At 39.5% G+C, this 11,746-nt stretch carries 13 protein-coding genes and 1 pseudogene; 4 read left to right on the top strand and 10 right to left on the bottom strand.

The window, feature by feature from the left end; all coding sequences use genetic code 11:
• Nucleotides 1–200: 200 nt before the first annotated feature.
• The 3 genes and pseudogenes from V7K44_RS00655 to V7K44_RS00645 form a co-directional block, all read right to left on the bottom strand.
• The gene (locus tag V7K44_RS00655; RefSeq protein WP_334927651.1) at nucleotides 201–1,886 is read right to left on the bottom strand and encodes an ABC-F family ATP-binding cassette domain-containing protein; all 1,686 of its coding nucleotides are present in this window, start codon (nucleotides 1,884–1,886) and stop codon (nucleotides 201–203) included.
• Nucleotides 1,887–2,041: 155 nt separating this feature from the next.
• A pseudogene (locus V7K44_RS00650) lies at nucleotides 2,042–2,872 on the bottom strand (Rpn family recombination-promoting nuclease/putative transposase).
• A 49-nt stretch (nucleotides 2,873–2,921) separates the two neighbouring features.
• Nucleotides 2,922–3,404 carry a hypothetical protein gene (locus tag V7K44_RS00645; RefSeq protein ID WP_334927761.1) on the bottom strand — a complete coding sequence of 161 codons (483 nt, stop codon included), beginning with the start codon at nucleotides 3,402–3,404 and terminating at the stop codon, nucleotides 2,922–2,924.
• A gap of 358 nt (nucleotides 3,405–3,762) precedes the next feature.
• On the opposite strand from V7K44_RS00645, the gene V7K44_RS00640 reads away from it, so the two are divergent.
• The 3 genes from V7K44_RS00640 to V7K44_RS00630 all read left to right on the top strand — a co-directional run bounded on the left by V7K44_RS00640 (nucleotide 3,763) and on the right by V7K44_RS00630 (nucleotide 6,661).
• Entirely contained in the window at nucleotides 3,763–5,832 is a 2,070-nt protein-coding gene (locus V7K44_RS00640; RefSeq protein ID WP_334927649.1) for a hypothetical protein, read from the top strand.
• 91 nt (nucleotides 5,833–5,923) lie between these two features.
• Nucleotides 5,924–6,205 carry a hypothetical protein gene (locus V7K44_RS00635; RefSeq protein WP_334927647.1) on the top strand — a complete coding sequence of 94 codons (282 nt, stop codon included), beginning with the start codon at nucleotides 5,924–5,926 and terminating at the stop codon, nucleotides 6,203–6,205.
• A 21-nt stretch (nucleotides 6,206–6,226) separates the two neighbouring features.
• Nucleotides 6,227–6,661: a hypothetical protein gene (locus V7K44_RS00630; protein WP_334927645.1), complete on the top strand. Its 435-nt coding sequence runs from the start codon at nucleotides 6,227–6,229 to the stop codon at nucleotides 6,659–6,661.
• A 52-nt stretch (nucleotides 6,662–6,713) separates the two neighbouring features.
• Here V7K44_RS00630 and V7K44_RS00625 read toward each other — a convergent pair whose 3' ends face one another.
• Both V7K44_RS00625 and V7K44_RS00620 read right to left on the bottom strand, forming a co-directional pair.
• The gene (locus tag V7K44_RS00625) at nucleotides 6,714–7,172 is read right to left on the bottom strand and encodes a DUF29 domain-containing protein (protein WP_334927643.1); all 459 of its coding nucleotides are present in this window, start codon (nucleotides 7,170–7,172) and stop codon (nucleotides 6,714–6,716) included.
• A 49-nt stretch (nucleotides 7,173–7,221) separates the two neighbouring features.
• Nucleotides 7,222–7,584, bottom strand: coding sequence for a helix-turn-helix domain-containing protein (locus V7K44_RS00620; protein ID WP_334927641.1), 363 nt, complete (start codon nucleotides 7,582–7,584; stop codon nucleotides 7,222–7,224).
• 193 nt (nucleotides 7,585–7,777) lie between these two features.
• On the opposite strand from V7K44_RS00620, the gene V7K44_RS00615 reads away from it, so the two are divergent.
• The gene (locus tag V7K44_RS00615) at nucleotides 7,778–8,224 is read left to right on the top strand and encodes a hypothetical protein (RefSeq protein WP_334927639.1); all 447 of its coding nucleotides are present in this window, start codon (nucleotides 7,778–7,780) and stop codon (nucleotides 8,222–8,224) included.
• Between the two features lie 9 nt (nucleotides 8,225–8,233).
• Here V7K44_RS00615 and prfA read toward each other — a convergent pair whose 3' ends face one another.
• From prfA to truA, 5 genes are all read right to left on the bottom strand, one after another.
• Nucleotides 8,234–9,331: a peptide chain release factor 1 gene (gene prfA, locus V7K44_RS00610; RefSeq protein ID WP_334927637.1), complete on the bottom strand. Its 1,098-nt coding sequence runs from the start codon at nucleotides 9,329–9,331 to the stop codon at nucleotides 8,234–8,236.
• Nucleotides 9,332–9,434: 103 nt separating this feature from the next.
• Entirely contained in the window at nucleotides 9,435–9,677 is a 243-nt protein-coding gene (rpmE, locus tag V7K44_RS00605; protein WP_012410697.1) for a 50S ribosomal protein L31, read from the bottom strand.
• A 155-nt stretch (nucleotides 9,678–9,832) separates the two neighbouring features.
• Nucleotides 9,833–10,249, bottom strand: coding sequence for a 30S ribosomal protein S9 (gene rpsI / locus V7K44_RS00600; protein WP_012410698.1), 417 nt, complete (start codon nucleotides 10,247–10,249; stop codon nucleotides 9,833–9,835).
• Nucleotides 10,249–10,710: a 50S ribosomal protein L13 gene (gene rplM, locus V7K44_RS00595; protein ID WP_114081992.1), complete on the bottom strand. Its 462-nt coding sequence runs from the start codon at nucleotides 10,708–10,710 to the stop codon at nucleotides 10,249–10,251. Before rplM ends, rpsI begins: the two co-directional genes overlap by 1 nt.
• A gap of 129 nt (nucleotides 10,711–10,839) precedes the next feature.
• Nucleotides 10,840–11,688, bottom strand: a complete 849-nt coding sequence (gene truA / locus V7K44_RS00590) for a tRNA pseudouridine(38-40) synthase TruA (RefSeq protein WP_334927635.1) — start codon at nucleotides 11,686–11,688, stop codon at nucleotides 10,840–10,842.
• Between the last annotated feature and the right edge of the window lie 58 nt (nucleotides 11,689–11,746).

Below are 11,746 nucleotides of genomic sequence, written 5' to 3'. Positions count from 1 at the left end.
TTGTAATACCCGAATGATACCACTGCTAATCCACGCCGCAAGTGAATTTTTGCTTATTAACTTCTTTTACGAAGGACTTGCAGTTTTTTGAAATACTTTTTAACTTTTAGTAGTTTTTCTGTGATTTTTTTGAAGGCTAATAACGAGTGATTACTTAGTAGTAGCGTTTTAAGACTACTACTAACGTGTTATCCACTCCTTTATTTCCTTTTGGTGGAAGCTTTTGCAGCTTTCTTAGCCGCTTTTTGGCCTTCTATAGCAGCTAACTTTGCTTGTTCTTTTTCTTCGGCAATTTTCTGGAGATAGTAATGATAGTCTCCTAAGTAAACCCGGAATTCACCATCACGAATTTCGACGATTTTGTTAGCTACTTGAGAAATAAAGTAGCGATCGTGGGAAACTACAATTGCTGTACCGTCATAATTTTTGAGCGCTTCTTCCAGCATTTCCTTCGCTGGAATATCTAGGTGGTTTGTCGGCTCATCTAGAATTAGTAAGTTCGCGGGACGTAAGAGCATTTTTGCCAATGCCAAACGAGCTTTTTCTCCTCCACTTAATGCGCCAACTGCTTTAAATACAGTATCGCCAGTGAATAAGAAGCGTCCCAAAAGCGTGCGGACTTCTTGATTATCCCAGTCTGGAACTTCATCATGAATGGTTTCCATGACAGTTTTCTTCAAATCCAAAGCTTCAGCTTGATTTTGCTCAAAGTAACCGGGAATAACGTTATGATCGCCTAATTGAACGCTACCTTCTGTGGGTGGTTCCATGCCCATAATTACGCGCAGCAGGGTAGATTTTCCAGCACCATTGGGGCCAAGAAAAGCAATGCGATCGCCTCTTTCAATTAGCAGATTTGCTGATAAAAATAGGATTTTCTCACCATAAAGATGAGTTAAATCTTTAATTTCCACTACTTCGCGTCCACTGCGGGGCGCAGGGGGAAAACGGAAGTGGAGAGTTCTCATACCACCAACGGGTGCTTCAATGCGCTCGATTTTGTCGAGTTGCTTTTCCCGGCTTTTCGCCTGGGTACTGCGGGTAGCACTGGCGCGAAATCTATCAACAAAGGTTTGCTGTTTCTCTAATTCTTTCTGCTGGCGTTCGTAAGCACTCAGTTGTGCTGATTGACTTTCGGCTTTTTGTTCCAAATATGCCGAGTAGTTACCAAGGTAGCTAGCAGAAACGCCACGTTCAGTTTCCACAATTTGGGTGCAGAGGCGGTCAAGGAACTCCCGGTCATGGGAGACTATTACCATCGGCGTAATTAGCCCTCTGAGGTAATTTTCCAACCACTCAATGGTTTCTAAATCTAGGTGGTTAGTCGGTTCATCCAGTAGCAACAAGTCGGGTTTTTGCAGCAGAATTTTACCTAAACTCATCCGCATTTGCCAACCACCACTGAAGGCACTGACGAGGCGATCGCCATCTTCTAGCCCAAACCCCATCTCTGGTAGAATTTTCCCGATGCGTGCGTCTAAGTTGTAGCCATCCAAGGCTTCAAATTTACGCTGCAAGCGATCCAACTTATCAATCAGTCGATCCAGTTCCTCTGGGCTAGCCGTTTCCATCTCTTGTGGTATGTGCGCCAGAGATAACTGTACTTCGTTGGCTTCTTTGAAGACAGTCCAAAATTCTTCTCTTACGGTGCGGGTGGGGTCTACTTCAAACTCTTGGTTAAGGTAGGCTATATGTAAGCTATTAGGACGAATGATTTCGCCGGCGGTGGGTTCCATTTCCCCAGAGATGATTTTGAGTTGGGTTGATTTTCCAGCACCGTTGACACCGACTAAGCCAATGCGATCGCCTGGTTTAACTTCCCAGTTGATATCTTTGAGAACTTCGCCTGTGGGATAAATTTTACTTATATGTTCTAGTCGCAGCATTAAGTTTCTCTCAGGTAGGGAGTGGGTGGTTGAGGACGAAGTACTAACACCGCCTCTAATATTAACAAAAATTAACTATAAATTCGTCGCGATCGAGTTTGGAAGCCGCAAACCAAATTTGGCTTGAGCCACGGATAAAATTTACCACATCTATATTAAGGCTGGCTTTGTGTTACTTGTCTGACTTCTTCGACACTCAAATCTAGCGCCTGTGCTACTTGTTCTACAGTCAACCCGGCTGCTAACATTGCTGGTACTGCTTTGAGTTTACCTTGCTCAATGCCTTGAACCTTACCTTCTTCAATGCCTTGAACCTTACCTTGTTCAACACCTTCCTGAAAGGCTTCCTGATAAAATCTGGTTTGCTTTAACTCGCTTAAGCCAAACATTTCCTCCATCTCCTCCCTACTCATTGTGGGAAACTTGTAAGCCAAAATAGTCTCTATAAATTGTAATAATTGCTGCTGTTTTGGTTGTGAGCTTATCTCTGACTTGGTTCTGTCTATCAACTCCCTTGCTTGTGCGATCGCTATATCGTCGGTTGCAATTACTAATTTAGCAGTTGCAATGCCAATTGGAAGCGATGCACCTTCACCTAATTCATCCAAATAAATGCGCCTGACGCGCCCACTTGTGAAAAACTCACGGTAATGTTTGATATCTCCTGTATCTACATTTCTGTTTGGGTATAGAACCACAGCACCCCAGTCATTTAATGGTTGATTCTGACGGAGGTATAAACATATTTATGCAATTAGCCGTGAATAAATTTCTCCATCAGCTTGAAATTGCACTTCAACAAAGTAAATCGGGTTCTCACTTCCTTGTGTAGGCAGAAATACACCATCTATTCTGAAGGCTGTTTGTTTGATTTCAACTGATGAAAATTGATAAAGGCTAGCTTCTTCTGGAGGATTACCAATAAGTTCAAAGAAGATATCAGGAAATTCTTGAAACAGCCGATAAAAGATGATGTCTGTTTTCACAACTTTATATCATTTGAAGATTTTGATTTGCTGTTCAGGTGTTACTTTGTTATTCACAACCATCTCGCACTTTCAGTAATTGCTCTTTTGCTATCCCTAATATACGTGAAAGGGGTGCTAATAAACTATCATCAAATGCTTCTCCGGCATAAATATTATTCAGTTCAGTGGGAGATAATTTAAAGGTGTCGCAGAATTTTGCAAACTCCTGGTTACTCAAATCAAGCTCTTTTTGCCTATCACTAAGTAAAACTGCGATCGCTCTAGTTCCATACTTGGGACGTTCACTAGTTTTTATATATTTTTCCATTAAATAATTGACTTTTCTGGTATCGCCGCCGATTTTTTTAATTAAATCAGTACAAGCCATTTTTAGCGCTTTTTTTAAAACTTCTTCTTCATTTAAAACTTTAATAATTTCACTGGCATATTCTGGTTTAAAAAATCCCACCAAATTACCTTGATGATAAACTGGTATATAAGGATTATTCGTTTCAAGTTGCCAATCTAAAGGCTCATTGCGTAGTGACATAGCTGCACCCCTTAATATTTTAAGATTGCACCATTTTAAAACCATTTATTCCTTAAGCGCCAATAAAATTACCCTAGTTCTGGCGATTAGAAATCGCAGCTATACAGACAAAACCCACCTCCGTGGGTTTCAACTTCCTGGAGTCCGTGCAGGGAGACTTAGCTTGTGTAGCTGTTATGTATTTCTACCAGAACCTCTAACTCAGGCAAAATTAGCGATCTCGCCTTGCTCATAACCAAATGGCTAAAAGCTTACCAGAGAAGGGTTTGGTAGTGTTGTGAGGCTGTTGTTAGATATTTAAACATAATGGGCATACTGTAAATATCAAGTAAGTAAGCATCAAAACAGGGTAAACAGTATGTTGACGATAACGTGGCAAGAAGAAATTGCATCCTTGAAACAAGATTTGAGGAAGGAAATAAATAAAATTTTAGGACATTCGGAAATTAATATACCTAATCATATTTGCATCAATAACCTGAAATCCAAGTTAGAGCGATTAGATGAAATAGAGAAAATTCTTAGTATAGAAAAATATAAAATTGCTTTTATAGGTACTATTGGTCAAGGAAAAACGACAGCTATTTGCCATCTTTTTAACTTAATAACTGATTTGAAGGTTTCCAAGACTAGTGGTAGTAAAACTGAAGATGTAACCGAAACTAAAGAGCTACTATCAACGGGGGCGGGCAGAACTACTATATGTGAAGTAATTATCAAAGCATCTGAAAAAACTTACATAGAGATAGAGCCTTATACAGTTGATGAAATGGAAAATCTTATTATTGAATTCTGCGAATATATTGCGAATAAAGATAATCCTCAGCCAGATCAGAGAGTAATTATTTCTAAAGAAATTGAGAGAGCTATTAGGAATATTATAGGAATGAAGTTACGTTATAAAACAATTTATGTTGACAAGAAAAAGAAAAGTGAAACCATTGATCCAGCGAAGGAAGAATTTGATAAACTTGTATTAGATGAATCAAAAAAACTACAGCCTAGAGAAGAACTTGATAAGTTGAGGTTAGATGAATTAAAAAAAATTGCTTTGAATAAATTTCAAAAGCTTACCTTGAATAATTCAAGCCTGGAATATAGAACTAGGAATAGGGTTGAATTTGATAATCAAAAAAATGAGCAACAATGGATAAAAAATACCTTTGCTGCTATTAATACTGCTGAGTTCCAGGAATTTGCTATTCCGAGAAAAATATATCTTTATGTGAGCCATGATGTTTTATCTGGTTCAAACTTGTCTGAGTTCGATTCAGTCATTGATACCAAAGGACTTGATGAAAATCCTATTCGTAAAGACTTACAGAAATATATTGAAAATCAGGATACTATCTGTCTCTTTGTAACTCCCTTCGCTGCTGCTCCTGAAGCTAATATCAGTAAATTAATAGGTTATCACCTTACATCTAAATCCAAAGATTTTCATCATAGATTCGTAACTTTGGTATTACCTCACAAAGATGAACCTGAAAAAGTGAATGAATGTGATGGAGATTATGATAGAGGAATTCAAATCAAAACAGATGAAATTCAAGATACCTTCCAGAAGTTGAACTTAGATTTCTTCCTAGAAAATATTTTATTCTATGATGCTTTGAGGTACTATCGTGATGATATATACAGCGAAGAAGATATACAGGCAGATAAAAATGAATTTATTGAAGCTATAGCAGGTGTAGTAGAACGTAGAAAAAATATTTTATTAGAAGAGATCAAGGATATTAAAGAAAGTTTTACGAGAATCAAAAATGGTGATGCTCTAACAATATCAGAAATTAAGGCAATTGAAAATGCCATTCAGAAGATAAAAGATTTAAGATATTTGAATAAAAGAGTACCTAGTTTTGTTTATAAAGATTTTATTGATAAATATGTTGAATACTATCGTACCGTTTATCGGGCATGGAATACTAAACATGCTATCCACAGAAACTTCGGTTACTATGAGCCAAGAAATATAGACATATATTACGATATGAGAGTTATTGCTGAGGGAATAAATGAAGATGAAATGTTAAAGAAGTTTACTAAAGAAGCAAAACAGGAATTAGAAAACATCCTTAATGAGCTTACATCTGCAAATGAATCTTTAAAAACATTTATCCCTGAATTAGTTGTACAATTTAACTCATTTTATGACAATTTTATAACTGAAGTAGGTGTAGAAATCCAAGATGAAGCTATAGAAAAATTATCACCTCAAAGCGAAGATTCTGATTTCTGGATAGCTTTAATTAATGAAAAAGGTAGGGAAAGGCCTCAAGGTGAAAAATATGTAGATAATGTATGTCAGACATTGAAGCACGAACTTGAAACTGAGCAAAGCCTAAATACATTTTTAGAGATTAAAGCAGGACAGTATTGGGCAGAATTAGTTACTAAAATATTAAGCTTTTTTGGAGAAAAATAGACAAAAAGCAATTTTAAGTTGCATGGAAAATAATAAGGGATGCAATAATATTGCATCCCTAAAACCAGTTTATAAATCAACCTAACTATTTATGACTAGCTTAAGTGAAGAAATATCTATAAAACTGAATATATATAAGAGAAACTATGCAGAATATACAAAGTGTTTAATTAAAGCCAGGGAAATAGTTCTAGATGGACGACCAGAAGAAAAAGTTAGACAATTGTTTATCTATTTTTTAGTAAATGAAAGTGGATTATTTCCAAGCAAAATTGATATTAAAGTTGAATCTGATTATCATGATATAGAATTATATAAAACTGTACAAAATGAATATTTTAAACCATATTCACCTCCTTTAATGATTGTATAAATAAAGCGAGAAGAAGAAAATTTGCGTAATCATGAGAAGCAGATTGAAAGATACCTAAAAAAATCTTGTTCAGAAATTGGTATTTTATACAACTATCATCAAATTATTGCTTATATAAAAAAAGACGCAGTGTTTACGAGAAATAAGCTCAATAGTCTTGAAGACATACTACCTTTAATCTTGCAAAGTTCTAATAAATTAGATAAAAATCTACTGGAATTTGAAAAAGCTGTAAATGGAAGTTTTGATAGCTTTATTTATCTTGTTAATCAATATGGAAAATATAAACTTAACAGAATAGTTTTCAGGCTTAAAGGTGAGCAGTTACCCATAGTAGGATATTTCTTCAAATTTAAAGAAAATAAGCTGTATTACAATATATATGTTCAAAATGTTAAAAAAGAGCAAAGCTGCGATTACCAAGATTTTGAAAAACTAGTTTCTATTATTTATTGACAAATATAACGTGTCTCCAAATAACAAATGATCGTAAGAAAAATTGCAGTAATTATCCTTCCCAGTCTTGACGAGTATCGCACAGAAAATTGTCTGCGATCGCATCATCAAATAAATAAGGGCAATGCTCTGGAAAAGTTCGTAATGGTAAGTTAGTTTCTCGTAGTGCCAAATCGACTCCCGCTTCAAAGCCATCTAACAAGGCTTCTTCGATTCGAGACTTTAAGCTAGGGTTCTGCCGCAGATGCCTATGAATGGCGCGGCGCTGTTCTCGAATTGTTAAAAACAAACTGCGAGAGCGTTGTTCGGGTTGATACTCCCACTTCAAGAGATAACCGAGTAATACACTCAGACGGCTCACAAGTTCCCGATACTCCTGTCTCCCCAAAGCTTGAATTTCCTCTTGCAGGTGTTGCCAGTCTAGTTCCATAACTAGCCTCTGCTCTAACGCTTTAGCCTGCTGCTGTGTCCAGCCATAGAAGTCTCGATCGTACAAAAAAGGTTGATCCATATTGAATTTTGACAGCAAGCGTCACTACGAATTACAAATTACGAATTATTCAACTTGCTTTTGCTTCATCCCCAGACGCTTCAGCCACAGCCGCCAATCTATCTGCCGCAGCTTGCACAATTTGAGCCACTTGTGCCAAAGGCATATGTTGGATTTGTCTCAGAATCAGACTCAAATCTGAAGTTTCTGCAATTGGCTTACCATCCAGACAGCTAAGTAACTCCTGGAGTGTGTAACCCGCTCTCGCTGAGATTTTTGCTAAATATTCAGTATCTGGAACATTCACACCCTTTTCCCACAACTGAACAGCAGTAGCAGAAACTCCCAAAAGCTTGCCAAACGCTCGCTGGCTCATTGAACCACGAGCTAGCTTGATGATTTCAATCAGTTTTTCTCTGCTTTCGATGTTCACTACTTATATAGCTAGCCAACTGTATTTACAAGTTTAGTGAGGAAAACCTAAAATCTTACTTTTAGCTTGACAAGCTTCATTGTTAATGATAATTTAAAATGATTATTGTAAGACCGCAATGAAACTTGCAATATTGATATAAAAACTTCAATCACGTTATCGGTAGTAATGCCGACAATATAAAGGGTGCATCATGTTTGGCAAGCCACGCAAGACTAATCAATATCGCCGCAAAGGTAAAAACCTTATAGCTACTAATAAAATTAAACCAGAACAGTGGCACATTTCAGATATTGAGGTAAAAGAAGCTCTGAAAGCCAAAGGTCATGATGTTAAGGAAATCAAAAAAATCCACCGTCTGAAGCATCAAATGTGTATTTCCTACTGGGATGTAAAAGGCAATATATGCAGCAGCTTTTTTAGCTACCGGATTTTTGCACGTTGGCAAGAAGAAGCAGAAAAGCTAATTTATACCTGCCAAACCCTGAAGGAATGGGCGAAGCTAAATTACGTTATGAAGTATGAATTTTCCTACTACCATTATCCCAGTGAAATGGAAGATACGCTGCACACGATATTAGAAAACCACCTATATGTGTTAAAAGCAACATTACAACAAGTGGTTTTACAGGAGCATTAACAGCAAAAATTAGTTAGCGGCGGAAGTCGCTAACTCCGCGAGACGTTCTTGTTGGTCTAGAGATATACAAGATTGGATAAGCGTCTCTAAATCACCATCCAAAACAGGGTTAAGAGAATAATTCTGACCTAAGCGGTGATCGGTAGCCCGGTTATCTTTATAATTATAGGTGCGAATTTTTTCCGATCGCGATCCAGTACCAACTTGCGATCGCCGCATGGAAGTTACTTCTGCTTGTTGTTCGCCTAACTTGATGTCATACAACTTCGCCCGCAGAATTTGCATCGCCCGTTCTTTGTTTTGCAACTGGCTGCGTTCTTCTGTACAGAAAATCCGAATCCCTGTCGGTTTGTGCATCAAGTCAACAGCTGTTTCCACCTTGTTGACGTTTTGTCCACCAGCACCGCCAGAACGGGCTGTGGTCATTTCAATATCTTTCGGGTCAATGTGAATTTCCACATCATCCACCTCTGGCATAATTGCCACGGTAGCAGTGGAAGTATGAACCCGTCCCCCAGATTCAGTTGCCGGCACGCGCTGCACGCGATGTACTCCAGCTTCAAATTTTAACTGGCTATAAACGTCATTACCTTTAATTTCTAGAATGACTTCTTTCCAGCCACCCATTTCTCCTTTAGATTCGCTCACTAGAGAAACTTTCCAACCTTGAGTCTGGGCATAGCGGGTGTACATCTGCATCAAATCACCAGCCCAAATACTTGCTTCATCGCCACCAGTACCAGCGCGAATTTCCAACATGATATTCTTTTCATCATTGGGGTCGCGTGGTAGCAGTAAGACTTTCAAGCGTGACTCTAAATATTCTATTTTTTCTTCAAGTTCCTTTACTTCCAGCGATGCCATTTCTTGCAACTCTGGATCGCTCGCAGATTCTTTGTAAACTTGACGCGCTCCGGTCAAGTCTTCTTGGGCTGCTTTCCAAGTTTCATAAGTATTAACTACCTCTTCTAAAGAAGAACGAGACTTAGCAATTTCTTGATACTCATCAGGATTGCTAGCGGTATCAGGGTCGCCAAGACGACGTGTTAACTCATTAAAGGTTTGTTCAACGGATTTTAGTTTGTCCAGTAAGTATGATTCAGCCATGACGAGTGCGATCGCTCCTTAAAAAATAACAAATTGGCTCGAGCATATAAATGAAAATCGACCCAGCTGATGCAGGGCCGTCGTTAACAGCAGAGCCAACCCGCTACTTTTTGGTTTGTTCGTCGCCAGATGTTTGAGTACTGCTCATGCCGTACTTGCGGAGGAAACGCTCAACTCGACCCTCAGTATCAATAATCTTCTGAGTGCCAGTGTAAAATGGGTGATTTCCAGACCAAACATCTACGTGCAATTCTGGCTTTGTAGAGCCAATGGTCATAACGACTTGACCGTTGCAGTAAACTTTAGCATCTGGATACCACTTGGGGTGAATATCAGCTTTAGCCATTGTTCTTTTTGTGATGAATCTATATCAATTATAACTTTCAGGTTTCAATTGGAGCTAAGGAGTAGAGAGTGGGAGGATGAGGGAGCAGGCGAAGATAAGAGAGTGGGAAAAACCAATGCCCAATACCCAATGCCCAATTCCCAATTCCCAATTCCCTAACGCTTAGAGTACTGAGGCGCTTTCCGAGCTTTATGTAAACCATATTTCTTCCGTTCTTTTGCTCTCGGATCGCGAGTCAAATAACCTTCGGTTTTCAAAGGTGGGCGGTTGTCTGGGTCGAGTTGGCACAAAGCACGAGCAACTCCCAAACGAACAGAATCAGCCTGTCCGGTCAAGCCGCCGCCTTCTGCTTTTACCAAAATGTCATATTCGTTTTCTAGTCCCAGAGTTTCCAGGGGTGCTTTGATCACTCCCAGGTAGTTGGGGTTAAATTGGAAATACAAGTTTCCATCTTTACCGTTCACAGTCAGTTGACCGGTGCCTGGAACCAAGCGTACCCGTGCTACTGCGTTCTTACGACGACCAGTACCCCAGTATACGGCGCGACCGCTATTAGCATCTGCTACTACCATTAATTTTCTTCTCCAGGAATTGTATTAACTTTTAGTTCTTTAGGTTTTTGAGCATCATGAGGATGCGTAGGCCCAGCGTAAACTTTCAGCTTGGTGAACAACTGCTTACCGAGGCTATTTTTAGGTAGCATACCTTTAACAGCTTGTTCTAAAATTCGCTCTGGTATGCGGTCTTGCAGTTTAGCGAAAGTTTCGGTTTTCATCCCACCAGGGCGACCAGAATGGCGGCGGTAAAGCTTTTGAGTGCGCTTTTTGCCTGTGACTGCTACTTTTTCGGCATTGATGACGATTACGAAGTCACCTGTATCTAAATGAGGTGTATATTCAGGTTTCTTTTTGCCTCTCAATACCTGGGCGATTTCGCTGGCGAGGCGACCGAGACGTTTATCGGTGGCATCTACTATGTACCACTCACGCTCAAGGGTTGCTTGAGAAGGAAGGTATGTTTTAACTGTTGTCATTTGTCATTTGTCCTTTGTCATTTTTAATTTGTCATTAGTCATTTGTCTTTTGTCATTTGTTATTTGTCCTCCGTCCTTTGTCAGTTGTCCTTAGTTATTCACTAATGACCAATGACTAGTGACCAATGACTAATGACCAATGACTAATGACTCTTGACTAGTGACGAACTTTGGCAAGGTGTCGTACCAAATCTCTTTCGGAAAGGGAAAATCGGGATAGCCGACTCGCAACAAACACAAGCCTTGAGGCGGTGCGGCGTATTTCACTTCTTCCCGGCGTTCTTCTTTCCAGAGTTCGGTGAAGCCAGAAAGTGTTCGTTGTCCAGAACCTACTTCTACCAGCATCCCTACCAACAGCCGTACCATGCCATACAAAAATCCATCTGCCTGTATTTCAATATGGATAAATGGCCCACTGCGACGACACTCTGCTGCTTGTACCTCTACCCAGGAATGCGATCGCTTTGAGCCTGCACGGTGAAAAGCAGCTAAGTGATGCTTTCCCAAGAGAGGTTTCAAGGCAGCTTGGATTAAAGATTCATCCAGGGGTGCATAATAATAATGCCAACTGAAGGGTCTTACAAACAAGTTAAGCCGATCTTCAGTATATATTGTGTAGCGATACCGTCGATAGGCTGCACTAAAGCGAGCGTGCCAACGGTTATCTACACTAGCTGAAGCCCTGATTAATATATCTGGCGGCAGGTAGCTGTTGAGGATGGTTGCCCACTTGTGAGGCGGAATAAAACCTGTTGCTTCAAAGTGGGCTACTTGAGCAGCAGCGTGAACTCCAGAATCGGTTCGTCCGGCACCGTGTAATGTTACATGGTAGCCAAGAATAGTAGCGATCGCAATTTCAATCTCTTCTTGGACTGTCCGGTGTTGTTTTTGCCGTTGCCAGCCGTGAAAATGAGTGCCCAGGTATTGGATTACCAAGGCTACTCGATGAGTTTGTGTAGGCTGGTGGCTTTCTAACATACAGATTTTGTCCTTTGTCTTTTGTCATTTGTCCTTTGTCACTTGTCCTTTGTTATTC

Source organism: Nostoc sp. (assembly GCF_036917235.1).
Classification (GTDB): Bacteria; Cyanobacteriota; Cyanobacteriia; order Cyanobacteriales; family Nostocaceae; genus Nostoc.
Note: the sequence above shows the minus strand (reverse complement) of the source record. Positions and strands in the feature narration are given on the sequence as shown.